Here is a 25,468-nt window from a genome sequence, read left to right as displayed (position 1 = left end):
ATGAACTTAAAAAAATTACTCCTTCTTTCTTTCCTATTTATAGTATTTGGAATGTCCGCACAAGAGGTGGACTTAACGGTAAAACCAGTTGCAAAAAAGAAATACGATTTAAAACTAAGCTCTCAAACAGCTGTTACCCAAAGCGTCGCAGAAACGGAAATAAAAGTGAATGTGACTTATTCCGCAAAAGCTTTGATGGAGATTGAAGAAATTAACTCAAACGGAGAGTTTACGACCATAACGACCTGGAATGATGTTGAAGTATCCACATCAGCAATGGGGATAGATACCACTTTTCAGGCCAAGGATATGAATATTGTAATGAAAACCCTGTATGACAAATCGGGAAAAATTATTAAAAATGAGCGGATGGATGAGGTAAGTTCAGATGTACCGGCACTCAAAATAATCCAACAAATAGCCAATAACGTGAAATTTCCTCTACTACCTGCTAAAACAGTGAAAAAAGGAGATGTATGGAGATTCGAAACCAGCGATACCATCAAGACAATGGAATTCCCGTTGGCTATGGTTATAGACACAAAAGATGAATATTCATTCGCCGGAACTGTTACGGAAAACGGTGGAGAATATTACAGGATCAACAAATCAAGTCCCATCGATATATCCGGTGAAGGAGCACAGGGAGGAATGGATATTCATGCCGAAGGAACGGGCATGAGCGAAAGTTACTCACTGCTCGACAAAACGACTCTCTTTCCTGTAAAAATTGAAGATAAATCGGGCATGGATATGAATATCATAATATCCGGTCCTCAACCGATGGCTATCCCGGCAACACAAAATGTAACGACAATATTTGAATTCACGGAAATAAAATAACCTTTACACATCCTAATGTATTGTACCTCCCAACCTATACGAAAAATATATGGAAGGGAGGTACAATTATATTGGTCTTATTACAATAAGTAACAAATATTTACGGGAAGTCAATTATCAATTTATCGACCTCCAAATGAAACTGGACTGAGCAGATGCGATGCTACACGCATTTGCATTTCATTGGATTTCATCGTGGGCGGAATATACGGTTTAGTGATACCATTACCAAAGTTGGATGCGATACCTGGGTCCACAATTCGAAGATCGATAGTGGGAGGGATCGTACTGTTATTGGGTATGTTCAGCACACCGTCGGCTCGGCCATCCACATCGGGATTACCACCCCATGGATTACGCATTGCAAAGAGTGCATTTTTATCGGAAGAGTGCATTAGCGTATAAGCGTGATAGGTTACAGTCTTACTACCATCGACGGGGAGATCCCCCCTGTTGAACCCACCGATAATGAGTTTGCCCTGAGTAAGGCATGTCTTTACAGCACGAGCCAGTTGTTTACTATTTAGCTTTCCGGGAGAAAAAGCAAAACTATTACCATCACCGGTGAAGAGAGGAACAACATGTTCACTTCCAATGCCACCGATATCGGGATTAACTTTATAAATAGAGTTATACTTCATGATAGCTTTTTCCAACACCGTAGACCAGGTCGCCTTGTTATTCTTTCCGGAAACGGCATCAATATTGTGCCCGTTACCGGATAAAAAACGGTTGGACACGGTAACGGCTACCGGTTTGCCTTGGGGATCAAACATAGAAACGGTATAACTCTTATCTCCGTTATCTTTGATAAGTGACATGATAAAATCGGGATATACATAAGCCATCGACGCCAGTGCTGCCAAACCGCCGCAGTCTCCAATCGCATGTTGATTCACATCGGCCGGTAGGGGTTTACCATAAGGGTATAGCATTACCGAAAATTCAACCAGATAGAGATGCGACGCTGATCCGGGCGCCGGAGGCTCATTAGTGGGGTCAAGTAACCAACGACGATCCTCATCGGTGGTAACATGTCTGTTCTCATAATGGCTACCCATCGGAGTATGATCCGAGTGACTAAAACCTGAAGCAAGTGACATTAAATCATCAATGTCGGTATAGAGTTCCTGCATTGTTAACTCTGCGATCTGAGTAATAGTACCGCCTCTGTTTTCTTCAATCGCGAGCTTATAGTATTTATAGTTTTTCTTATTTTCAATCTGATATGTTTTCACCTCTCCTCTTGCAGAGAACTGTTGATCCTTCTGTGTATCAAGTGTAGTCCATATCTTTTTATTATCGGAACCAGAAAGTACCCACGATTTGGGGTCATTTTCAGGTGAATCGGCAGCTGAAGTGAGAGAGTAATGATTTACCAGGGTAGTCTTATTACCTTTCCATAAAAGATAAAACGACTGATAAGGAGTAGCGTATTTCGTTTCAGGATCAGTGTCGAAAAGATTATCCACACCACATCCCTCCTTAAACGAAGAATATTGGGGAGTGATTATGCCTCCACCCTCGGGCATTTCCGAAACATTCGTTTCAACTGTTGTAAAATAAGCCCCCATCCCCCATTCGGCGATTTGAGTGGTAGCAGCCCCTCCATTACTAATCACATCAAGTTTATAGTGAATATACTCCTCCCCATTGGGGATCAGGTACATCTTCTTCTCATCCCTTTCGGTAAATTGTTGGTTATTCTGCTTATCAAGGGAGACCCACTCCTTGTTATCATTGGAACCGTAAAGCACCCACGATTTAGGATCGCTCGTGGACGAACCTTCGGCAGATGTGAGATAATAATAATTCACCAGGGAACTTTCATTACAACTCCAAATCACATAAAAAGACTTATAAGGAGCGGTATATTTGGTTTTTACATTTTTATCTACCATCCATAAAAGATTACCTGCGGTAGTAGGATCAGTACCCAGGGATGAAATCACTCCTCCTCCGGAAGGCATATCCGATGCACCATCCCTGACCCTTAATGATAATGTGACCGTTAATTGCTCCTCCTCTTCCTCTTCTTGCTCGTTAACTACCGGATTATCGTCGGAACAAGCGTAAAATAATGCCAAAAAGATAAATAATACCGGTATTAGCCGCCACTTAAACATTATAAGATTCATCATCTTTTCCTTAATCATAACTAATTGTTTATTAAATATTAATGGTTATTTATCACTATTTTACAGTTAATCCACTGGTACATATACATTTTCTGGCACAACTACAGGACGATAGTGTTTGTCATCATGTTTTACTTCAGACAAAGTCATATTGATTTCACATCCACTATAACCGGTATCCTGTATATAATCGGTAGCCACTCCTGCAGAAAAATCCCAACGCGCAAACAAACCCTGAATTTCTTCTTTCTTCAGTCTTCTCATATTATCGTTGATTTGCTGCATCGTACGTGCCGTCTTCCACACACGTACCTCAGAAACAGTTCCGAGCATCCGACACCAGTACTGATTAGTGGCCCATCCTACAACAAATTTATTGTCGTCACTGCTTGATGCAAGATTTACTTCGGTATGTTGTCGGGATATATTCTTAAAAGTCAGATTTTCATCTTTCACGCCATTGATATATAGCTGGTATTTCTCTTTGGCTTCCGGTTTATTACAATCAACGACCAATGCAATATGCATCCATTCATGTAGCTTGAAACTGATAGAACTTTCTATTTCCAAATCATCACCTACAATAGCTATGGGATGTGTTGGCCTGTAATCATCATTAGGTCCCCTCAACAACAGGTTATTACCAAGTCCCATAAAAGTCTGGCCTCCTCGGTAACCAGTCATATAACAGCGCATTTCAAAAGTAATCTGTTTGCTCCTGGTTAAGGAAGAATTTATCCGTTCAATATCCTTGAAGTTGGCATATCCATAATATTGTTCGTCCAATTTCATTGCATATTGCGGACCTTCTACCTGAACGAAAAAAGGTTCAGATTTCAAACCCTTCCGGTCTTCAATGTAAGCTGAGGTGTGACCATTTTTCTTACCCACAATAGCGATCATCCCACCTTCTGTCACATAAGCCGTTTTTGCGATGGCAGGATCATCAAACACTACTTTATATCCTCCATTTCCATTTGACACTGTCAATACCTCTTTCCCCTGCACCGCATTAATTACCATTGATGTTGTACTTAATATCAACGATGGTGCTTTTAAAACCGTTACATGCAGGATAGATTCTTTTCTTTTTTTATCAGTCACCTTTATCCTCCCCTCACCTACTGCTATCCCCTTAACGACAAACTTACCGGCTGTTTCAAGATTCTTGTCATCGATCTCTACGTACCGGTCTAAACCATTAAGTAACTCAAGATGATATCCAAAATTACCTGTCTCAATAACGACAGTCGCTTCTTCCTCTCCTTTTACTCCCTCCCTAAGAGTTATTTCATCAATACTCAACGTCATCCCGAACTCATTCGCCACATCCACATCCACAGATGCCCTTTTATACATCTGATCAACTACAACTACTACAACATTTGCCTTGTCAGATACAGCTCCGGCAGTTAAGGTGAGCAGACCTCCCGAAACAGAAGCGTTTACAATCTTATTATCTGAAGAGTACACCTTATAATTATCATTGCCGCTGATTATCTTTATCGATATTGATTCGTCAGGTATCAGTGAAACTTTCTCCCTTTCCAGTTTTAAGGCTACTACTTCTTTTGGTTTCTCGTCCGTTAATTCATTTGCCTTTTCGTCATCACCACAGCCGGTGATAAACAGAGTAACCACTAAAAATAATATAAATGAGTATATTTTTTCTCTCATACGATAATTCCTTAATTTTATTCAGGTCATGCTCAAATCTTTGGGAACTGAATTTATATAATCTAAAATGAAAATAAAGTTGTTAAGGCGATGATTAAATATTGTCTCGCTCCAAAGATGCCAGACGGGCTAACATCTCAACGCAGGCGCCCTGGAACAAAATATCCCAACTGGCCTGGGAAGATACACCAGAAAAATCATCATTCAGAAGATTAGTAGATTGTCTGCAAGGAGAAAGCCACGCATGTGACAACGACTTCTCATAGGCCGTTATATAGGTTCGATCAGCCTTACCATATAATTCAATTTCGGCTTTGTAGAGTTCTATAAAACCTCTGAAAAGAATTGTATTAAACCAGGTATGTCCGGAAATCAGCCGGATACTCTCTTTCAGCGGAGGGGAATAATACTCCCTACACCATCTTCTATAAGCATTCCGTGCGATATCCTGTGCATCTTTCAGATAAGAGTGATCATCTGTAATCTTAAAGAGAAGAACCGCCGCCTGCATAGGCTGACCGGCATTATAAGAATATTTATTCTTCTCAATGATAATGTTGCCATTTTCTTCACGGGCATTATCCCAATAGAGAAAATCAGCCGGATCCTGTAGTGTATTTTTGAGCCAATCGTAAAGTTCAATAGCATTTTGTAAATATTTCTCTTCCCCAGTTGCCATATAGAGTTTCGCTGCCAACACAGCTCCCGGTGCAGTAGAACAGGTGTGCTTGGAACTTGTGGGGGGAATCTCTCTCCAATGAATACCCCCTCCAGCTATATTATCAGTTCCTTTTCTCAAATACTCCCAAACCAATACTGCTTTCTCCAGATATTGTGATTTCATTTTATTGCTAAGCAGATACAGATCAATCATATCCAGACCAATCCAGGCATTATCATCATAAAAACGCTGATTTCCATTGGCTGGGTATATCGCATAGGCTGAAATTGATGCTTCATTGGTGATAAATTGATTGATACTTTTCAGCATCCGGTTATCCATCGAAGCGTATTTAGTTTCCAGTTCCGTACCAACAGTTGCCTCTCTGATTGCGGTATACCCGGAGAAACCTCCCCCCTGTCCCCACACAACGGCATCCCCATCCCAGTATGGGCCGGTTGCTTTCGGATAACTCGAATTCCACACATCACGAGGACCGCCCAGATAGAGATTGACAACTGACGTCATCAGGGTATCAGCTCTCCCTAAAAATACCGCCATTGAAGCAACTAATTCATCCGGCTTTAACGGAGCAATATCAACTGATCTTTTGATGGAACGTATTCCTGCTTTATTGATAGCAGCTACACTTACTTTGTAGGTTCTATAATCCGGAACTGCCAGCAGGTATGTTTCATCCTTTCCCTGCACCGCATCTATTAGTGTTGGATTGGCTGATGCTCTCACCACAGACCCTTTCGCTTCATAGGTGATTTCCACCTTAAAGAGGTCTTTATCGGATGGATTTTTCCAACTCAACCTAATTTCATTTTCCAGTGAGGTTGCTTCTGCTTTGAAATCCTGTACAGGGGAGATTGTTGTTCCTACTTCATCTTCCACAATCAAATCGTTATTATCATCGTCTACTGTTTCATCACTACACGCAACAAAAGAAAAAATGAATAATAGAATAAAGGTTTTTATTGATATCTGTTTCATAAAAAATAAAAATAAATATTCACGCTAGTATCAGATGATTCAAAAATTGACTTACATCTATGCTCTCACCCTACAAAGTTATCATTTTTTTTGTTTTTAAACCCATTTTTACACAAAATATAGTGAAACCCGGGAGAAAAAGCTTGCTTGAATTATTCCATTAAGAGAGAGCAAAACGAGTAAATTCGTCTCACTGAACGCAGGAAATAATCTAACTCGTTGAAATTTTCCGAGGCGTATCCTATATTATGAAAATATAAAAAATAAAATGAAACTTTTCGACCGGCTTATCTGTTATTTATATTTGTCAAGACCTCTTTAATAGAACGGCTTCAAGGAAAAAACATTTTACCTTTGCCAGTCTACACGAGCAGCGTCTTTTCTTTATATGCTAAATGAATAATCGTATGAAAAAAATTTCTTTCGTTTTACTGATAGTAATAGGGGCACTGGGTCTCACCGGATGCCAGGGATACAACCGGATGGTAGAAAAACAGGAAGCGGTAACTTCACAATGGGGGAACGTACAAAATGCTTATCAACGTCGTGCCGATCTTATTCCCAATTTAGTGAATACGGTAAAAGGATATGCACAACATGAACAGGAAACCTTTACCCAGGTAACCGAAGCGAGGGCTAAAGCCACACAAACGAATATCAATCCGGAGAATCTCACCGAAGAAAGCCTGAAAGAGTATCAGAAGGCTCAGGATCAATTGAGTCAGGCATTGGGACGATTGCTGTTAATACAGGAGAATTATCCCGAACTGAAAGCCAATGAGAATTTTCTGGCATTGCAGGATCAACTGGAGGGTACAGAAAACCGGATCTCGGTAGAACGGAATCGCTTCAACCAACTGGCACAGGACTATAATTCCTACATCCGCAAATTTCCTCAGGTAATCTACGCGAAATGGTTCAAGTTCGATACGAAGGCCTATTTTGAAGCATCGTCCGAAGCACAGACAGCACCCAAAGTGCAATTCTAGACAGATTTAACGGAAAAGATCTACCGTTTGAGATATGTTGAATAAAAAAGAGATACAACAAATTACGGAATCGATCCAACGCGCAGAGAGTCATACCTCCGGAGAGATACGTGTGTGTGTAACCAGAAAATGTAAAGGTGACCCACTGGAAGCTGCTTTCAGAAAATTCCATCAACTCAAGATGGATGCTACCCAACTCCGGAATGGTGTACTCATCTATGTATCTCCATCTCACCATAAAGCGGCCATCTTCGGTGATCGGGGAATTCACGATGCCATAAATGGCGGCTTCTGGGATGAAGCGCTGGAGAAGATGGTTTTTCACTTCAAAAAAGGAGATATTGCAGAAGGAATTTGCAAAGGAGTGGGAAAAGTAGGAGAACTGATCAAATCCCGTTATCCGATATCGGAAAATGATATAAACGAATTGGGCGATGAAGTTATTCTTGAAGATTAAATTTTTTCTCATAATTATATTCCTTTTCTCATTAAAGGTATTAGCGCAGGATATCCCTGACCCGATGATACCCTATCGTTTGGTGAACGACTTTGCCGATATCTTTTCATCCACCCAGGAACAGGCTCTCGAACAAAAACTACGTACCTACAACGACTCTACTTCCACACAGATATATGTGGTTACCGTAGCCGACCTGGGGGGATATGACGCTTCCGATTACGCTATCCGCCTAGGCGAGAAATGGGAGATCGGACAGAGGAGCAAGGATAACGGGGCCGTCATTCTTATCAAACCTAAAATCGGGAATAGCCGGGGACAGGCATTTATTGCCACCGGTTACGGTCTGGAAGCCTATATTACTGATATCTACGCAGGGCGTATTGTACGCAATGAGATGATTCCCTATTTTATGGAAGATGATTATTTCGGAGGGGTGAATGCGGCCATTGACGCCATGATTGTCCGCCTCTCCGGAGAATATGCTGCCGATAGTGAAGAGGGTGAAGGAATTCCGGTTTTCGTCATCATCCTTATCCTGATTGCCATCTTTCTGCTAATTTCTTTCCTTTCTAAAGGAGGAGATCAACATATCGGCGGAGGTGGTCATCACCGGACAAGCAGACCTCCTATTTTCTTCCCGCCCATGACAGGAGGCCGCAGAAGCGGAGGCTTCGGAGGAGAAAGTGGTTGGAGCGGTGGCTTCGGGGGCGGTGGAATGGGCGGTTTCGGAGGAGGTGGCGGTGGTCGATTCGGTGGAGGAGGCGCCGGAGGAAGCTGGTAACATGGAAAAGAACACATTAATTACCGTACTCGGACCGACGGCAAGCGGAAAAACAGCCTTTGCCGCACAATTGGCATACGTGCTCGAAGGTGAGATCATAAGTGCCGACTCCCGGCAAATATACCGAAGAATGGATATCGGTACGGGGAAAGACCTTTCTGAATACACTCTCAACGGAACATTCATCCCTTATCACCTGATCGACATCCGGGAACCGGGTGAAAAATATACTCTTTTCAATTATCAGCATGACTTCCACAAAGCCTACCAGGATATTCTTAACCGCTGTAAGATTCCTATCCTCTGCGGTGGTACAGGACTCTATATTGAATCGGTACTAAAAGGCTACAACCTCCCTGACGTACCCATCAATCCGGAATTGCGATCTGCACTCGAAAAAAAATCGCTGGAGGAACTCACCTTGATCCTGCAAAACTACCGTCCACTACATAACATTACAGATACCGATACTAAAAAGAGAGCTGTCCGGGCCATAGAAATAGAAAACTACAAATCGAAACAGGAGAGTGGAGCCACAACATTTCCTGCTGTCGAAAGTATCATTTTAGGTCTCGATATCGACAGGGAACTTCGTAGAGAAAAGATTACCGCACGTCTGCACACACGCCTTCAGGAAGGTATGATCGAAGAGATACGGGCTATTCTCGATTCCGGAGTTACACCTGAAGATTTGATTTATTACGGCCTTGAATACAAATTTGTAACACTTTACGTAACCGGTCGAATGAGTTACGAAGAGATGTCCAATCAGTTGGAAATTGCCATCCATCAGTTTGCCAAACGGCAAATGACATGGTTCAGAGGTATGGAACGCCGCGGATTCACTATCCATTGGATAGATGCAGCCCTTCCTGTCGAACAAAAAATACAAATGGCACTTTCTTTTGTGGAGACAGGACAAGGAAGAACAAAGAGTGAGGAGTAAAAATATTTTTATCCTATAATCTGGCTGCTACAGAAGAAAAACAGGACAAACATATGCAGATCGGCGAAAAAAATCGTAATTTTGTCTTTCAAATAGAGAAAAGCACCAGGCGATAATTTCTCCGGGGAGCTTTTACCAATTCTCCATCTTTAGAAATTAACACCAAATGATTAAAGGTATATTTCCTGTTGAGAAGTTCGAACAGCTCGATACACCGTTTTATTATTACGATATAGAGTTGCTACGGTCAACCCTTGAAACAATAAAAAAAGAGACAGAAAACAAACCCTTTCATGTGCATTATGCTGTGAAAGCCAATGCCAATGCGCGTATTCTGAAAGAAATCGCCTCTTATGGGTTGGGAGCCGACTGTGTAAGCGGAAACGAGATACTGGCAGCATTGGAAGCCGGCTTTACACCAGACAGGATCGTTTTTGCAGGCGTGGGTAAAACGGATCGTGAAATAAAGATCGGACTCGATAACGATATCTTTTGTTTTAACGTAGAATCGATCCCCGAACTCGAGGTGCTCAACCAATTAGCATCTGCGAAGAGCAAAACAGCAAGGATCGCATTCAGAATCAACCCGAACGTAGACGCACATACCCACAAATATATTACCACCGGGCTGACGGAAAATAAATTCGGCATTAACGAACAGGACTTACCGCAAATCCTGGCAGTCCTGAAGGATTCTTCAAATCTACAACTTATAGGTATCCATTTTCATATCGGATCTCAGATCACCGATCTCAAATCGTTCGAAGATCTCTGTGTTAAAGCGAAGGAATTGCAGGAATGGTTCAACGCCCAAGAAATTCAATTGCCCGTTATTAACGTAGGAGGGGGACTGGGAATAAACTATCAACACCCCAATCATATTCCGATGGCCGATTTTGAATCCTATTTCCGGCTCTTTGATAAGAATCTGCAATTACAGGAAAGACAGGAATTGCATTTCGAACTGGGTCGTGCAGTGGTAGCCCCTTGTGGATCGCTTATTTCCCGTGCATTATTCGTGAAGGAGGGTCTTCAAAAGAAATTCCTGATCATTGATGCAGGAATGACCGACCTGATACGTCCGGCACTCTACCAGGCTTTTCATCATATTGAAAACATTAGCTCCGACAAAGACGCTGCGGCATACGACGTAGTAGGACCTATCTGCGAATCGAGCGATGTCTTCGCCGAAGAGATCATACTCAACAAAAGCGCCAGGGGAGACCTTATTGCCATCCGTTCCGCCGGTGCATACGGAGAAGTTATGGCATCACAATACAACTGTCGGAATTTGCCTCTTTCCTATTTTTCCGACCAAATCTAAATATATATCTTCAACTGGGATTCCGTAAAGGCATGCCCCCTTAATAGAAGATATAATAATCGTATCAATCAATATGGAAGGTCTTAATACGATATTCATCCAATTCACCCCGATAGAATGGATACTCGGGGGCACATTATTACTTTGCTTCTTGATACAACTCTTTTTTTATCTCTTTTTCTATAAGCGTCCCTATAGTTACCAGAAAAAAAAAGGAGAACTATCCGTTCCCGACAAATCACTTCCCCCCATTTCGGTGATTGTCACCTCGAAGAACAGTGCCGAAGAACTGGAACAAAACCTTCCGTTCATCATAGAACAGGATTACCCTGATTTTGAAGTGATTGTAGTGAACAGAGGATCGACTGACGATACCGATATGGTTTTAAAGGCTGCCAGACAAAAATACCCTCAACTTTATCATACCTACGTACCTGTTGAAGCTGAAGGACTTAATGAAAAGAAACTAGCCCTCACATTGGGTATCAAGGCGGCAAAGAATGAATATCTTCTATTCACCGAGGCCTATTGCAAGCCTTGCTCCAAAGAATGGATCAAAGAATTCGGCAAGGAATTCTCCCAGGGTAAGGAAGTAATCTTGGGCTTCAGTCGTTTAGAAATACCCAGAAAGACAGGTCTGAGGGGATTTATGCTTTATGACAATCTTATCCATCATCTGAAATTTCTATCTATGGCCATCCTCCACAGGTCATTCATGGGAATCGGACGCAACCTTGCCTACAAAAAAGAACTTTTTTTCAGATACAAAGGATTCTCATCCGTACTAAACATGGAAGGAGGAGAAGATGACCTGTATATCAACAGGATCGCACCCCGGGAGAAAACAGGTGTAGTATTATCCCCAAACAGCATGACGGAGACAAGTAGTGTAACACAGTTCTCCACTTGGCGCGCATTGAAATCAGGCTACCTCTATTCTAAACAGTATTATAAAGGATTTTTTTTTCGTATATTTGGCATGGAAACATTTTCCAAATATCTCTTTTATCTGTTATCGATCTGTGCTATCACATTCGGGATAATGACCCAACACTATTTCGTCGCAGCTTTTACTTTATTGCTCTTTCTGATCAGATATGCAGTTCAGTGGAGAGTGATCATACAGAACAGTAGGCTTTTCAATGCCGGTAAATACCATATTAATCTTCTATTTTACGATATCTTTCAACCACTAAACAATACCCGCTTCAGAAGGTATGCAGCCAGAAGAAACAGGGCGAGAGGATAGAGAGGAACAGTGACATGACAAGACTGACATAACCGGAATAGGTCACTAAAAAAAACCGGAATATAGACCGGCAAGTAGGAATACCGACAATCTGTCATATGAAAAAATGCTCTGAATGAACTCAATGGGGTTAAATCGGGTTAATCACTCTATGTTTGCGTTAAAAGTGTTAAAAAGGCAATCTGCAGGCAAAAAAGTTGCATATTATTTGTCATATATTTGCTGAATATAAGATAGGGCCCGGAGGTGCTCAAACAGGTTTTAGCTTGCCTCCCAGCCTTGATCATATTAGTAAAAAATAATGATAAACAACAACACGGAAAGAATATGAACACAGGTAAAAGCAAAAATGTAATCTTCATCGTATTGGTGGCAATTGTAAGCTCTGTAGTCACCTTGTTAGGTTATAATGCACTAAGTAAAAATAACGGAAAGAATCTTTTTTCCGATTCAGCAAGTGAAAAAACATCAGAACATGTAGGTGTCTATGCCGAATCATTCGATCAGGACAAGAATGTAGTTCTCACAAATCTCACTACCTCAGAGGGGTATCCCGATTTCACGGAAGCAGCTGCCAAATCGGTCGACGGAGTAGTACATGTGAAAACGAAAACTGTAACCCAACAGCAATACATCAATCCGTTCGATTTCTTCTTCGGATTTGGAGACCGTATGCCTTCACAACCACGCGAACAGGTAGGTTTCGGTTCCGGAGTGATTATCTCTAAAGACGGATATATCATTACCAATAACCACGTTGTGGCTAATGCTACGGAAGTTTCCGTCACATTGAATGACAACCGGGAATTTATAGCCAAAGTGGCAGGTACAGACCCAAATAGCGATATTGCGCTGTTGAAGATAGAAGGTGATAATTTTCCTTATCTCACTTTTGGTAATTCCGACGCCTTACGTGTCGGCGAGTGGGTATTGGCGGTAGGAAACCCATTCAACCTGACCTCTACGGTCACTGCAGGTATTGTAAGTGCCAAGAACAGAGGCAATGTGATGGGAGGAGGACGAGACGACATTCAGGCGTTTATCCAGATAGATGCGGCAGTCAACCCCGGAAATAGTGGTGGAGCTCTGGTCAATACACGTGGAGAACTGGTAGGGATCAATACGTTGATCTATTCCCGTACAGGTGATTTCGCCGGGTATGCATTTGCAGTACCCATCTCCATCGCCGGAAAAATTGCAGCCGACCTGAAAGAATACGGAACAGTACAACGGGCATTTTTGGGTATCTCTGCGCCTAATATTGATAACATCCGACGCGAGGACCCCGACAAAGCGCGTGAATTGTCACAAATCAAAGGTGTCCTGATAAGTGATTTTGGAGACCGGAGCGCCGCGAAGGCCGCTGGTATTCAGAAGGGAGACATTATTAAGGCTATCAATAATGTACCTATCCACAACTTTGCCGAATTGCAGAATCAGTTGACCAAGTACCGCCCTGGAGAAAAAGTCAATGTAACAGTTGAACGAGATGGAAGCAACCGCTCCTTTACCGTCGAATTAACGAACAACGAGGGCAGTACCGAGATTACACGCAGCACAAATGCTGTGAATTCCTTGGGCGCCACATTCAAACCAATCTCTGAAGAAAGGAAAAGAGCGCTGGGTATCTCAAGTGGTATCGAAGTGGAAAGTGTAGAGAGCAACGGACTCTTTAGAAAAGAGGGTATCAACAAAGGATTTATAATAATGAGAATCAACAATATAGCCATAAACAGTGAAAGTGACGTGGCCAATATCGTAGCCTCTACCAACAACCGCGAGCAGGACAAAGTACTGCTTGTAGCTGGCTTTTATCCGAATGGAAGAACGCAATACATAGCCATCGATTTGACAAACAAACGATGAAGCTTAGTTAATAAAAATTAATATCAGCTTTTTTAGTAACAAAAAAGCGGTTATTCGTGTTTTATAGCAAAGGGATTGGGTTTCGGACCGGATTCCTTTGTTATAATTATTGAGAAGAGTCTTTATTTCCGTATCAGAAATATTTTGTACTTTTGCACCCCCAAAAGTCACAAGATAAAGATAATTTAGAAGGATTAAGCATAAATGAGACAATTAAAGATTACAAAGTCAATCACAAACCGGGAAAGTGCTTCTTTGGATAAATACCTTCAGGAGATCGGCCGTGAAGACCTGATTACTGTGGAAGAAGAGGTAGAATTGGCACAAGCCATCAAGAGGGGTGATCGCCAGGCATTGGAAAAACTCACCAGGGCCAATCTCCGATTTGTGGTATCAGTAGCCAAACAATACCAAAACCAGGGATTGAGTCTTCCCGACTTGATCAATGAGGGCAATCTTGGACTGATAAAAGCTGCTGAAAAATTTGACGAAACGAGAGGATTTAAATTCATCAGTTATGCCGTTTGGTGGATTCGTCAATCAATCCTGCAAGCACTGGCCGAACAGTCCAGAATTGTCAGACTACCACTCAACCAGGTGGGGTCACTCAACAAAATAAGTAAAGCCTTCCAAAAGTTTGAACAGGAGAACGAGCGGAGGCCTTCTGCTGAAGAGTTAGCCCAGGAACTGGATCTCTCGGTAGAAAAAGTAACAGACTCCCTGAAGGTATCAGGACGACATATCTCTATGGATGCTCCTTTCGTGGAAGGAGAAGACAACAGTCTTTTAGACGTATTGGTGAATGATGATGCTCCTGTAGCTGATCGTACACTGATCAACGAATCACTCCAAAAAGAAATCGACCGAGCACTCTCGACCCTGACAGAAAGAGAAAGCGATATCATCAAAATGTTTTTCGGAATTGGATGTCAGGAAATGACCCTCGAGGAGATTGGGGATAAATTCCAACTTACGCGTGAACGCGTTCGTCAAATCAAGGAAAAAGCAATCCGGAGATTAAGACAGGATTCCCGAAGTAAATTACTGAAAACCTATCTGGGATAATAGGAAGGGGTTCTTAGCGAAAAGAGGAAAAAAATGAAGAAAAAACCCTTATAACGACGTTTTTTTGGTGATTTTTTACACAAAATAGAGCATATGTAAAATTTAAGTTTTATATTTGTGATCCGAAGTGAGAAAGAATTTACTTTGGTGAACATTATTTTAAAGGAAATGTTATACTTGAAATAGTAAAAAGTTGTACTGAGACAGTACTTATACTCAATCGGACAACAAAAAAAGAATATCGAGTTATTGTAATAAAATGTTTAATTAGAATTTAAATTTATGAAAAAGTTTGGTTTACTTTTATTCTCTGCTCTTGTTGCTTTTAGCATCAGTGCACAAGAAGTACAAAACGTTTCTCATGGTACAGTGTATCTGAAGAACAAAGGAAGTGATAATTGGTATATCGGTCTTGGTGGTGGAACGAACCTTTACATGACTAAAGGCGAAAATGATGCCGGTGCGAATTTCGGCGATCGTCTGGGATGGATGGGGCAAATTGAAATCGGACGCTGGAACTCACCTAACTGGGGTGCCCGTGTGGTAATTGACGCTGGCCATATCAAACATGTGGTTACAGGATTAAATCCCGAACAAAACTGGGGAGGCGCTCATCTGGATTTGTTGTACAATGTTACCAACGCATGGGGCAGCTACAATCCCGACAGGGTTTACAGCTTGGTTCCTTACCTCGGTATCGGTTACATGTATGGACTGGACGCAGACTGGAAAAAACCCAATCCCAACAACTCGTTCTTCAAAAGCCAAAATCAGACATTGACCTACAATGTAGGTTTGATCAACAACTTCCAACTCTCCAAGAGTGTTGCCCTCTTCCTCGAACTGGGATGGAGAGCATTCCAGGAAACTTTTGACGGTAGCGGATTAGGTGGTGACTTTGAATATGACAGCATGTTCACAGGTACTGCAGGTATCAAATTCGGTCTTGGTGGAAAACAAGATTTCACTCCTGCCGAACTGATGGATTACAACCTGATCAACGATTTGAACAGCCAGATCAACAGACTGCGTGCTGAAAACGAAAAACTCAGACTCAGACCGGAATCTTGCCCGGATTGTCCTGAAGTTAAGCCGACCGTTGTAACTGAAGGCGTATACGTTCCTAACGTAGTGTTCTTCCGCATTAACTCTGCGAAGATCGACAAAGGTCAGCAAGTAAGCGTGTACAACACTGCTGAATACTTGAAATCCAACCCGAATGCGAAAGTAAATATCGTTGCTTATGCCGACAAACAAACAGGAACACCTGCTTACAACTTTGCACTTTCTGAAAAACGTGCAAGAGCGGTTGCCGATGCATTGACTAACGAATACGGAATCAGCAGCAGCCGTATCTCTATCGACTGGAAGGGTGATACCGAACAGCCGTACGCAGAAAACGACTGGAACCGTGTTGCTATCTTCTTCGTAGACTAAGAAAAAGATAAAAACAAATAACAATAAAAAAATATCCCGGCGCTTCGCCGGGATATTTTTTTTACACTTCTTCTCACATCAAAAAGGCTTTTAAAATCATTGACTCCTGCTTATTCTTTAATATATACACGTTTTACACGTTGCGAAACTGAAGTCAGGATCTCATAAGGAATGGTATCGATACTTTCCGCAAGCTCAAGTACGGTCAGACCTTCTCCAAATAAAACAACCAGATCTCCTTCCCTGGCATCAATATCTGTCACATCCACCATACAGAGGTCCATACATACATTTCCCACAATAGGCGCATATTGCCCGTTAATCAGAGCTTTCCCAATTCTGTTCCCGAATTTCCTGTCCATCCCATCAGCATAACCAAACCGGATAGTAGCAATACGGGCATCGTGATCTAACTTTTCCTTCCTACCATAACCGATAGTCTCGTTAGAGGAGATCTCTTTTATTTGTAAGATAGTGGTCTTTAAGGTACAAACATTTCTGAGACCGGATAAACCACTCGCACTTATACCATACAGGCCAATTCCAAGACGTGCCATATCCCATTTAGTATCCTGGAAACGCTCCAGACCTGCCGAGTTAAGAATATGCTTATAGACCGGGTAACTGAATGCCTGCTCAATTTCTTCCGCAGCCTTTCTGAATATCTCCATCTGGCGGAGAGTAAAGTCATCGAAATGCCAACTTTCACTCGCAGACAAATGTGAAAATAGAGAACAAACCTTCAGCCCCTTTTGCCTTTTAAGGATAGATATCATCTCCGGTATCTGTTCGGGAAGGAACCCCAGCCGATGCATACCGGTATCAATTTTCACGTGAATCGGATAATCAGTAATACCCCTTCTTTCCGCTTCCTTAATAAATGCCTCCAAAATACGGAAATTGTACACTTCAGGTTCAAGATCTGCAGAGAAAAGTTCCTCAAAACCATTTACTTCGGGATTCAGGACAATCAAAGGCAATGATATACCTTCTTTCCTGAGCTGTATTCCCTCTTCCGCTATAGCCACTGCCAAATAGTCACATCGATGATATTGAAGTGTCTTTGCTATTTCCACAGCACCAGCACCATATCCATTCGCCTTCACCATGCAGACCAGCTTCATATCTGGTTGCAAACGGGATTTATAAAAATTGAAATTATGCACCACGGCATCCAGATCTACTTCCAATACCGTCTCATGAATACGTTCCTCGATAAGGTATGTGATCTGTTCAAAATGATATTTTCTTGCCCCTTTGAGTAAGATCAATTCTTCACTGAATTTTCTCCATTCTCCGGAAGAAATAAACAAATCTGTAGTCTGATAGAAAGATTTCTCGGGCATTGAAAAAAGATACTGATAAGCAGCAATATCACTGCCTATACCTATCATTTTTTCTACCCCACTCTGCTCTACCATATCGGCCAGCTTTTTATAGAGAGACTTTGGAGGTACTCCTGACTGAAGAATATCGGAAATGATCAATGTCTTCTTGAGATGACGCTCTACTTTCCGCTGTTGTTGAAAATCGAGCGCAATTTTTATGGAATTGATATCCGAGTTATAAGTATCGTTGATAATTATACAATTCTCTTTCCCTTTCCGCACATCCAGACGCATGGCAACCGGTTCAAGATTAGCCATTCTGGAAGAAATATCCGAAGGAGAGATATGGAGATAGAGCGCAACGGCAAGACTGCTGATGGCATTCTCAATGGAAGCTTCATCGGTGAAAGGGATCATGAAGGAACCATCCAAATCAAGTAAGGAATAATTAATTATAGTGTTCTCTCCTTCCTTATTGATGGCTGAAATATACAAATGCGCGTCTCTATTCTTTCTCGACCATGTAAAAGTCTTCTGGGAAAGTACCATCTGATCGACGCATTGAGAAACCAAGTCATTATCTTCATCGTAAATGAACACGTCGCAGTTGGCAAAAAGTTCAAGTTTCTCCAATATCTTCTGTTCTAAGGAATTGAAATTCTCCTGATGGGCCTCTCCTATTTTTGTCAATACTCCGATTGTCGGCCGGATAACGGGCTCCAGCTTCTCCATCTCATCCGGAAGCGATATACCCGCTTCAAAAATGCCCAACTCGGTTTCTTCGTCTAATTGCCAGACAGAAAGCGGAACACCGATTTGAGAATTGTAACTTCTGGGTGACCTTACAATGTTATAATTTCCTTCGAGTAGCTGGTAAAGCCACTCTTTCACAATAGTCTTTCCATTACTACCGGTAATGCCAATGATCGGTATATTAAATCTTTTTCGATGATAAGCCGCAACCTTCTGCAAGGCAGACAAGCTATTTTTCACTTTCAGAAAAGCCGCATCAGTAAATCTCTCCCATTCCGGTAAAAATTTGGACACCACAAAACTACGAACACCTTTCTCATACAATTCCTCCACAAAAATATGAGCATCATTATTTTTTGTTTCCAAAGCAAAAAAAAGTGTCTCGGCAGGCAACGTCAACTTACGGCTGTCAGTAAGAAGAATTGTTATTTTACCTACTTGCTTCTTACTAACCGGAACTCCTAATATAGAACCTATCTGTTGAATATTATATTGCATATTTTTTTGTTTAGAACCAAGCATTCCAGAATGTTTTCTCCACTCAAAAAATAGGTTGAAGCACTTGGCCTTTGATTTTGTTTCTTAAGAGAGTCCAGATTCAAGAACCCAGACTTGGAATAACGAATCATCACATCACTGTTTCTCTTTCCTTTCCCACTTCCCCTCTTCTCCACCTTTCCACTTTTCCACACTCATATCGTCACAGGAAATCCAGGGATAATTATGGGCAAAATCCTCCAATTTTTGGAATGTACTTTTTATGAATGCTCGATGGGCATCCGTTCCGGGGTAGAGCGGACGGTGCTCCATTGCCTTTCTGATCTCTTTCCATTCTTCATTGATCCTCATTGTCTCTTCGGAAAAGAATGTATTCCCGAAAAGTTGCCAAATATAATCTACTGCAAAAGAAGAAGGATGCATCATATCTTCATCATAGAACCTGTAATCACGTAATTCATCGATCATCACCTCATACGCGGGAAAATAGCGCACGTTTTCCGGAAAAATGCTTCCCAGATTGTCTATGGCCAGATGTAGTACCGATTTACTGATTTGATTTTCATGCGCCCCTTCCTTCCAATGACGGACCGGACTAACCGTAAACAATAATCGGACATCCGGAATAATAGCCTTGAGATCTGTGATCAACTTTTCCCACTCTTCGGTTATCTCTTCTACCGACAAACGGAATCGGTTGAACAGGCGGGATGGAAACTTGTGACAATTTCCGACAATTTCTCCGCTCTCTTTCCACTGATACACATAAGCAGAACCAAAGGTGACAAGGAAAAGATTCGTATGCTTTATATTATCGGCAGCACCATTAAAAAGCAGAGAAATATTATGCAAACAGGCATCCTTATCGGGATCCGAAAATTGTCCATGATGCATCAAACTGTGATAAATACCGTTATTCGATACAAGGTCGCCTTCCGAAAAAGGTCGTGCCGATAATAGCCTCCTGATGGAAGACAAAATGGAGAAAGGATTATATAAAATACCGAACGGATTCAAATCCACCTGAAATTTCGATTGCACCAACTTCCTGCCTATATTTTCAGAAAAGCAGGAACCAAAAAGCATCATCCGGGTAGAGTGATCTATTCGTATATCCGATACGGGAATATCTACTATTGTCCTAAAATTCATACCATTTTTCCTCTTTTTATCCTGTGAGGAATATTTTAAACGATTTCTATTACAAAAGTAACAATAATGGTACCATTTCTCTTAAACAACTGGTTTATATTTTGTGAAACTAAACAATGTTGATTGGATGAAGTGATAATTCTTCATTTTTTTCGTGGATCAATCCTAAAAATTGTGGAGAGATTTTCATGGTCTCCATAAAAAAGGAAAGGTTGTCTCACGACAACCAATCTTCATTGTTAACCTTAAATCTAATACCATGAAAAACACGTTGCAAATATAAGCGTTTTTCTGTTACTGAACATACTTTCCTGCGATTAAAATCACATATTTCATATTATTTAACCAATATATTATTGGCAAGAATGATCTAAAACATAATTAAACATATTTTCTCATTCATGAAAGAATATTACTCAATCTACCTGAAGCACCAATCCTTTCAGGTATTCACCTTCGGGATGATAAATATTGACAGGATGATCTGCCGGTTGCGTAAGCTGATGTAATATGCGCACTTTCCGAGCCGATATTGCAGCAGCGCTGAAAACAGCTAGCCGGAACTGCTCTGCTGAGATCACCTGTGAGCAGGAGAAAGTAAATAAGAGTCCTCCCGGCGCAATCTTCTCTAAAGCCTGAAGATTCAATTTTTTGTATCCCTGTAATGCGTTATTGATAGCTCCCCTGTGTTTCGCAAAGGCAGGAGGATCCAGGATAATCAGATCTTTTTCTCCATAGGGAAGCTGCTTCAGAAATTTAAAAGCATCTTCCGGACAGGAATTATGTCGTGGTTCATCACCAAAATTGAGTATGACATTCTGGTCGGTAATAGAAACCGCTTTTGCAGAGCTATCCACCGACTCCACAGAAGCGGCACCCCCACGCAACGCGTACACTGAAAAGCCCCCGGTATAGCAGAACATATTCAATACATGGCGGTTCTGGGCATAATGTTCCAGCAGTGCACGATTTTCCCTCTGATCGACGAAAAATCCCGTTTTTTGCCCCTTCAACCAATCAATGCGGAAACGTAAACCATTCTCAATGGCAATCTCATCAACATCTATTCCTCCGGAAAGATAGCTGTTTTCAGGAAAAATTCCGGCTTTATATGGCAACGTCCCCTCCGACTTATAAAAAATATGTTTCACGATATCGGCAGGAAGGACACGCTTTAATGCAGTTATCACAAGTTCCAGATCATTGTGAATCCCCACCGAATGGGCTTGTATCACTGCCGTTTCACCGTATATATCGATAATTAAACCCGGCAAAAAATCACCTTCTCCATGTACTAACCGAAAAATAGTATTATCTTTCCTGACAAGTTTCAATTCAAAGCGCATCCTGTAAGCATTAGCCAGGCTTCTTTCATAAAATGCAGCATCGATCGGCTCATCATGAAAAGACAAGATACGCACTGCAATACTGCCAATCTGAAAATGTCCGACTCCCAAAAAAGTTCCATCGGCGGCCAACACACGTACTGTCTCTCCTTCGGTCAACCCTTCCGGTTTATAAGCGATAGCACCTGAAAAGATCCAGGGATGAAATCGTTGCAGCGAAGCCTCCTTCCCAGGGCGTAATCGTAACTCTTTGTAAACCTTCATATGTCTGTTCGGATTAAATGATTATAAATACGGAGGCAAGCCCAGGCATCGATTGCTGCATAGGACTGTTGTGCTGGAGTAAGAGCTTCTGCTTCCCAATTCGAAACACGTTGATTCTTGGATATTTTTTTACCAAAAAGAATAGCATAAATTTTTTGTAAACTATTATCCTCTATGCCGAACTTATCTACAAAATCCTGCAAATCGATAAAATTCTCCGGTTTCCGTACAGAACGTTTTCTGATAGCAGCAAAATCGTCACGTAACGAAAGTCCCACTTTCCTGATCGCAGGGTCACTCATAATTGTTTCCAGTTCATGCGGATAACCAATTTTATTCAAACGGAACAAGAAACACTCCTTTTCCGTGGAAAGTTGTATTAGCGCTACCTTGTTTTCCTGTCCCCGTTTGAAAGCCGGTTTGGTTTCAGTATCGAAGCCAAGCGTACTCTGGGAAGCGAGATAGTTACAAGCTTTCCTCACTTCTTCCATATGGTCAATAACAACTATTTTACCTTCAAATATCTCTAAAGGCAGTTCGGTAATCTGTTCTTTTGAAATCGTCAATCCCACAATTCATCCTCCGATAAATCCGTATCTTCATTCTCTTTTTCGTTTTCCAGGTACAGACACTTCAACGTGTGCAGCGGACGTAATACGTTTACCAATTTTTGTCCCCAATAGAGACGAAAATTTTCCTTACACTGATACAGCGCATCATTCATTTGCCCGATAAGACCAAACTGATACACCGATACAAAATTCCGTATATCCTGATAAATATCGGCAATATTTTCTGATATATAGAGGGATACAGGGGTATCGCTATATTTCATCTCTTCCACAAATACATCGAGATATACATCCTCTTCACCCATCACTTCCGAGACACCATTCGCAACGCGTGCATAATCTTCCTCACGTACAAAAGTAGCAGGCAACTCTTCTTCCGTAGTCACGGTCTCAGGTAACAAAAGTGCCTTCACATACAGGAGTGGAAGCATTTTCAAAATCCTGTCCACCCACCCCTCACGAGGAGTAGGTTCATTCTTTTCCAAAAACACACAAATTTCCACCGCAATAGTGACAAAATCGATCACACTTTTGTCATATACGATCTTTTCAACCTCTGCTCTCTCCATAATCTCAATCCGTTTAGGGGGTATGCACTTTTTCAAAATCTTCAGGGTACATACTTTTTATGATGACAAAATTACATATTATTTTCCGATAATATCACACGGGGTGTCGCCAAACAGAAGCCCATACAACACAAAAAAAAGCACAAACATTTTGTGAATCCGTTTGAAAATAATATCTTTGCACCCGTAAAGAAGGAGGGAAGCAGGAAACACCGCTTCCTTTTTTGTTCATAAATATTAGAGTAGAGAGCCAGGAATTAAGATACGAGACACAAGACATTGTAATCACATTCTTGTATATAGACTTGAGCTCAGGATACTTCTTCGTAGATATAAATATGATCGAAAAGAAACTGATAGTCGATTTTACAGAGCAGTATCTGGAAGGTTCGCCCAATTATTTGACGGACGTTTCGGTTAGTGCAGATAATACAATCACCGTTGAAATCGATAACGATCATGGTGTAGATATTGACGATTGTGTCGCATTGAGCCGTTATCTGGAATCGAAACTCGACCGTGACATGGAAGATTTCGAATTGACCGTTTCTTCGGCTGGACTCTCGTCTCCTTTCAAGATATTACGCCAATACAAAAAATATGAAGGGAAGGAAGTCGAAGTACTTGGCAAAAATGGGCAGAAAATCACAGGCATACTTAAATCATCTGATGATAAAGGGTTTACCGTCACCCTCACAAAGAAGGTAAAACCCGAAGGAGCCAAACGTAAAATTGAAGTGGAGGAAGATATCCGCTTTGCGTTTGATGAAGTAAAGCATACAAAATATCTTATACGATTTAAATAATATATGGGTAAGAAGAAAGAAACCATCAGTCTCATCGATACATTTTCCGAATTCAACGAGCTGAAGAATATCGATAAAGCCACACTCATCAGCGTGCTTGAAGAATCGTTCCGTAATGTGATCTCTAAAAACAACGGCACGGATGAAAACTATGATATCATCATCAACCCCGACAAAGGTGACCTGGAAATATGGCGCAACAGGGTGGTTGTAGAAGACGATGAACTGGAAGATCCCAACCTGGAAATAAGCTTGTCGGATGCACTGAAGATCGATGAGGACTTCGAGGTAGGGGAAGAGGTGACCGACGAGGTTTCTCTTGATCATTTCGGCCGGCGGACTATTCTAAACCTGAGACAAACACTTGCTTCCAAGATATTAGAATTGGAAAAGGACAACCTTTACAACAAATACAAGGAAAAAGTGGGAGAAATTGTTTCGGGAGAGGTCTATCAGGTATGGAAAAAAGAGTTATTATTGCTCGATGATGAACATAATGAACTGATCCTGCCTAAAACAGAACAGATACCCACCGATTTCTTCCGGAAGGGAGAACATGCACGCGCTGTAGTGGCACGCGTTGAGAACAAGAATAACAACCCGAGAATCATCCTTTCACGTACTTCTCCTGTATTCCTTGAACGGTTATTCGAACAGGAAATTCCGGAAATTGCCGACGGATTGATCACCATTAAAGGTATTGCCCGTATCCCGGGAGAGAGAGCTAAAGTTTCAGTAGAAGCCTATGACGACCGGATCGATCCGGTAGGTGCTTGTGTCGGCATGAAAGGATTCCGGATCCATGGTATCGTGCGTGAATTACGAAATGAGAATATCGACGTTATTAACTATACAAACAACACCAACCTCTATATACAACGTGCATTGAGTCCGGCAAGAATCAATTCTATTACCGTAAGGGAAGAGGAGCGGCGCGCCGAAGTATTTCTTAATCCGGAAGAGGTCTCGCTTGCCATCGGTAAGGGGGGAGCCAACATTAAACTGGCATCCATGCTCACCGGTTATAATATCGAAGTATTCCGCGATATAGATGAGGTAGACGAAGAAGATATCTACCTCGATGAATTCCGTGATGAGATTGATGGTTGGGTTATTGACCAATTGAAAAAGATCGGATGCTCCACTGCCAAAAACGTACTTGCGATGGGGCGTGAAAGGATTATCAGAGAAGCTGACCTGGAGGATAGCACCGTAGATGAAGTACTGGACATCTTACGTTATGAGTTCGAGGAAGAAGATACAGATCCGGAAACAAATACAGATGTGGATGTGGAGGCAGAATCGGATATGAATGGGTATATGAACGAGGATGGACACGAGGATGAAGAAGGGGATGAAGAAGAGGAAGAAAACCTCTAGCCTCTGTACATTCCGGGTCAAACAATACACATACTGTTCACAACATAAAAAGAGAGTAAAGGTTAGGAGAGATATATGCCTGTAAGACTAATAAAAGTATCAAAAAATTTGAATGTGGGGATCAACACTCTGGTTGAATTTCTCCACAAAAAAGGTATTGAAATAGAAGCAAATCCCAATGCAAAAATTGAGGATGAACAGTATGATATACTTATTGCCGAATTTGGCAAAGATAAAAATATTCGTAATGAAGCAACTATCACTCGCGAGAAACTGCATCGTCGCGATGATAAACGCGAAACCATAGCCATAGAAGGTTATGAACTTCCCGAACAGTATGCCCCCAAAAAAAAGACAGAAAAAGA

The 25,468-nt window shown here is 41.6% G+C and carries 20 protein-coding genes; 12 read left to right on the top strand and 8 right to left on the bottom strand.

From position 1 onward, the window contains the following. The gene (locus VB073_RS13910; protein WP_323404795.1) at positions 1 to 843 is read left to right on the top strand and encodes a hypothetical protein; all 843 of its coding nucleotides are present in this window, start codon (positions 1 to 3) and stop codon (positions 841 to 843) included. A gap of 122 nt (positions 844 to 965) precedes the next feature. On the opposite strand, the gene VB073_RS13905 is transcribed toward VB073_RS13910, so the two are convergent. From VB073_RS13905 to VB073_RS13895, 3 genes are all read right to left on the bottom strand, one after another. Continuing rightward, entirely contained in the window at positions 966 to 2,999 is a 2,034-nt protein-coding gene (locus VB073_RS13905; RefSeq protein WP_323404794.1) for a C2 family cysteine protease, read from the bottom strand. Positions 3,000 to 3,047: 48 nt separating this feature from the next. Next, complete coding sequence (locus VB073_RS13900; protein ID WP_323404793.1) at positions 3,048 to 4,658, bottom strand: LamG-like jellyroll fold domain-containing protein; 1,611 nt, start codon at positions 4,656 to 4,658, stop codon at positions 3,048 to 3,050. 94 nt (positions 4,659 to 4,752) lie between these two features. Continuing rightward, positions 4,753 to 6,318 (bottom strand): glycoside hydrolase family 76 protein, encoded by a 1,566-nt coding sequence (locus VB073_RS13895; RefSeq protein WP_323404792.1) that lies wholly within the window; start codon positions 6,316 to 6,318, stop codon positions 4,753 to 4,755. A 407-nt stretch (positions 6,319 to 6,725) separates the two neighbouring features. On the opposite strand from VB073_RS13895, the gene VB073_RS13890 reads away from it, so the two are divergent. The 9 genes from VB073_RS13890 (at position 6,726) to VB073_RS13850 (ending at position 16,435) form a co-directional block, all read left to right on the top strand. Next, entirely contained in the window at positions 6,726 to 7,307 is a 582-nt protein-coding gene (locus VB073_RS13890; protein ID WP_323404791.1) for a LemA family protein, read from the top strand. A 34-nt stretch (positions 7,308 to 7,341) separates the two neighbouring features. Continuing rightward, complete coding sequence (locus VB073_RS13885; RefSeq protein ID WP_323404790.1) at positions 7,342 to 7,764, top strand: TPM domain-containing protein; 423 nt, start codon at positions 7,342 to 7,344, stop codon at positions 7,762 to 7,764. Then, a complete protein-coding gene (locus tag VB073_RS13880) occupies positions 7,742 to 8,548 on the top strand; it encodes a TPM domain-containing protein (RefSeq protein ID WP_323404789.1) in 807 nt (268 codons plus the stop codon). The genes VB073_RS13885 and VB073_RS13880 overlap by 23 nt, the downstream gene beginning before the upstream one ends. A gap of 1 nt (position 8,549) precedes the next feature. After that, a complete protein-coding gene (gene miaA, locus VB073_RS13875) occupies positions 8,550 to 9,494 on the top strand; it encodes a tRNA (adenosine(37)-N6)-dimethylallyltransferase MiaA (RefSeq protein ID WP_323404857.1) in 945 nt (314 codons plus the stop codon). A 166-nt stretch (positions 9,495 to 9,660) separates the two neighbouring features. Next, on the top strand, positions 9,661 to 10,818 hold the full coding sequence (gene lysA / locus VB073_RS13870; RefSeq protein ID WP_323404788.1) for a diaminopimelate decarboxylase: 1,158 nt from the start codon (positions 9,661 to 9,663) through the stop codon (positions 10,816 to 10,818). 73 nt (positions 10,819 to 10,891) lie between these two features. Continuing rightward, complete coding sequence (locus tag VB073_RS13865; RefSeq protein WP_323404787.1) at positions 10,892 to 12,067, top strand: glycosyltransferase; 1,176 nt, start codon at positions 10,892 to 10,894, stop codon at positions 12,065 to 12,067. A gap of 327 nt (positions 12,068 to 12,394) precedes the next feature. After that, complete coding sequence (locus VB073_RS13860; RefSeq protein ID WP_323404786.1) at positions 12,395 to 13,933, top strand: Do family serine endopeptidase; 1,539 nt, start codon at positions 12,395 to 12,397, stop codon at positions 13,931 to 13,933. A 204-nt stretch (positions 13,934 to 14,137) separates the two neighbouring features. Next, complete coding sequence (locus VB073_RS13855) at positions 14,138 to 14,998, top strand: sigma-70 family RNA polymerase sigma factor (protein ID WP_019538504.1); 861 nt, start codon at positions 14,138 to 14,140, stop codon at positions 14,996 to 14,998. Positions 14,999 to 15,280: 282 nt separating this feature from the next. Beyond that, positions 15,281 to 16,435: an OmpA family protein gene (locus VB073_RS13850; RefSeq protein WP_323404785.1), complete on the top strand. Its 1,155-nt coding sequence runs from the start codon at positions 15,281 to 15,283 to the stop codon at positions 16,433 to 16,435. Positions 16,436 to 16,545: 110 nt separating this feature from the next. Here VB073_RS13850 and VB073_RS13845 read toward each other — a convergent pair whose 3' ends face one another. The 5 genes from VB073_RS13845 to VB073_RS13825 all read right to left on the bottom strand — a co-directional run bounded on the left by VB073_RS13845 (position 16,546) and on the right by VB073_RS13825 (position 22,917). Next, complete coding sequence (locus VB073_RS13845) at positions 16,546 to 19,014, bottom strand: bifunctional UDP-N-acetylmuramoyl-tripeptide:D-alanyl-D-alanine ligase/alanine racemase (protein WP_323404784.1); 2,469 nt, start codon at positions 19,012 to 19,014, stop codon at positions 16,546 to 16,548. A gap of 135 nt (positions 19,015 to 19,149) precedes the next feature. Next, positions 19,150 to 20,166 (bottom strand): GSCFA domain-containing protein, encoded by a 1,017-nt coding sequence (locus VB073_RS13840; RefSeq protein WP_323404783.1) that lies wholly within the window; start codon positions 20,164 to 20,166, stop codon positions 19,150 to 19,152. A gap of 416 nt (positions 20,167 to 20,582) precedes the next feature. Then, positions 20,583 to 21,776: a class I SAM-dependent rRNA methyltransferase gene (locus VB073_RS13835; protein WP_323404782.1), complete on the bottom strand. Its 1,194-nt coding sequence runs from the start codon at positions 21,774 to 21,776 to the stop codon at positions 20,583 to 20,585. Then, positions 21,773 to 22,348 (bottom strand): 3'-5' exonuclease, encoded by a 576-nt coding sequence (locus tag VB073_RS13830; RefSeq protein WP_323404781.1) that lies wholly within the window; start codon positions 22,346 to 22,348, stop codon positions 21,773 to 21,775. The genes VB073_RS13835 and VB073_RS13830 overlap by 4 nt, the downstream gene beginning before the upstream one ends. Beyond that, entirely contained in the window at positions 22,339 to 22,917 is a 579-nt protein-coding gene (locus VB073_RS13825) for a DUF5063 domain-containing protein (RefSeq protein WP_323404780.1), read from the bottom strand. The genes VB073_RS13830 and VB073_RS13825 overlap by 10 nt, the downstream gene beginning before the upstream one ends. A 338-nt stretch (positions 22,918 to 23,255) precedes the next feature. Between VB073_RS13825 and rimP the strand changes: the two genes are divergently transcribed. Continuing rightward, positions 23,256 to 23,723 carry a ribosome assembly cofactor RimP gene (rimP, locus tag VB073_RS13820; protein WP_323404779.1) on the top strand — a complete coding sequence of 156 codons (468 nt, stop codon included), beginning with the start codon at positions 23,256 to 23,258 and terminating at the stop codon, positions 23,721 to 23,723. A gap of 3 nt (positions 23,724 to 23,726) precedes the next feature. Further along, positions 23,727 to 25,103, top strand: coding sequence for a transcription termination factor NusA (gene nusA / locus VB073_RS13815; RefSeq protein ID WP_323404778.1), 1,377 nt, complete (start codon positions 23,727 to 23,729; stop codon positions 25,101 to 25,103). Positions 25,104 to 25,468 lie beyond the last annotated feature (365 nt).

Source organism: Proteiniphilum sp. (genome assembly GCF_034927365.1).
Lineage (GTDB): Bacteria > Bacteroidota > Bacteroidia > Bacteroidales > Dysgonomonadaceae > Proteiniphilum.
This window is presented reverse-complemented; position numbering and strand designations above follow the sequence as displayed.

What these genes read in the sequence shown, in the direction of transcription:
- VB073_RS13910 (WP_323404795.1), top strand. Translation starts at nt 1, where the DNA reads ATGAACTTAAAAAAATTACTCCTTCTTTCTTTCCTATTTATAGTATTT.
- VB073_RS13905 (WP_323404794.1), bottom strand. Translation starts at nt 2,999, where the DNA reads ATGATTAAGGAAAAGATGATGAATCTTATAATGTTTAAGTGGCGGCTA.
- VB073_RS13900 (WP_323404793.1), bottom strand. Translation starts at nt 4,658, where the DNA reads ATGAGAGAAAAAATATACTCATTTATATTATTTTTAGTGGTTACTCTG.
- VB073_RS13895 (WP_323404792.1), bottom strand. Translation starts at nt 6,318, where the DNA reads ATGAAACAGATATCAATAAAAACCTTTATTCTATTATTCATTTTTTCT.
- VB073_RS13890 (WP_323404791.1), top strand. Translation starts at nt 6,726, where the DNA reads ATGAAAAAAATTTCTTTCGTTTTACTGATAGTAATAGGGGCACTGGGT.
- VB073_RS13885 (WP_323404790.1), top strand. Translation starts at nt 7,342, where the DNA reads ATGTTGAATAAAAAAGAGATACAACAAATTACGGAATCGATCCAACGC.
- VB073_RS13880 (WP_323404789.1), top strand. Translation starts at nt 7,742, where the DNA reads ATGAAGTTATTCTTGAAGATTAAATTTTTTCTCATAATTATATTCCTT.
- miaA (WP_323404857.1), top strand. Translation starts at nt 8,550, where the DNA reads ATGGAAAAGAACACATTAATTACCGTACTCGGACCGACGGCAAGCGGA.
- lysA (WP_323404788.1), top strand. Translation starts at nt 9,661, where the DNA reads ATGATTAAAGGTATATTTCCTGTTGAGAAGTTCGAACAGCTCGATACA.
- VB073_RS13865 (WP_323404787.1), top strand. Translation starts at nt 10,892, where the DNA reads ATGGAAGGTCTTAATACGATATTCATCCAATTCACCCCGATAGAATGG.
- VB073_RS13860 (WP_323404786.1), top strand. Translation starts at nt 12,395, where the DNA reads ATGAACACAGGTAAAAGCAAAAATGTAATCTTCATCGTATTGGTGGCA.
- VB073_RS13855 (WP_019538504.1), top strand. Translation starts at nt 14,138, where the DNA reads ATGAGACAATTAAAGATTACAAAGTCAATCACAAACCGGGAAAGTGCT.
- VB073_RS13850 (WP_323404785.1), top strand. Translation starts at nt 15,281, where the DNA reads ATGAAAAAGTTTGGTTTACTTTTATTCTCTGCTCTTGTTGCTTTTAGC.
- VB073_RS13845 (WP_323404784.1), bottom strand. Translation starts at nt 19,014, where the DNA reads ATGCAATATAATATTCAACAGATAGGTTCTATATTAGGAGTTCCGGTT.
- VB073_RS13840 (WP_323404783.1), bottom strand. Translation starts at nt 20,166, where the DNA reads ATGAATTTTAGGACAATAGTAGATATTCCCGTATCGGATATACGAATA.
- VB073_RS13835 (WP_323404782.1), bottom strand. Translation starts at nt 21,776, where the DNA reads ATGAAGGTTTACAAAGAGTTACGATTACGCCCTGGGAAGGAGGCTTCG.
- VB073_RS13825 (WP_323404780.1), bottom strand. Translation starts at nt 22,917, where the DNA reads ATGGAGAGAGCAGAGGTTGAAAAGATCGTATATGACAAAAGTGTGATC.
- rimP (WP_323404779.1), top strand. Translation starts at nt 23,256, where the DNA reads ATGATCGAAAAGAAACTGATAGTCGATTTTACAGAGCAGTATCTGGAA.
- nusA (WP_323404778.1), top strand. Translation starts at nt 23,727, where the DNA reads ATGGGTAAGAAGAAAGAAACCATCAGTCTCATCGATACATTTTCCGAA.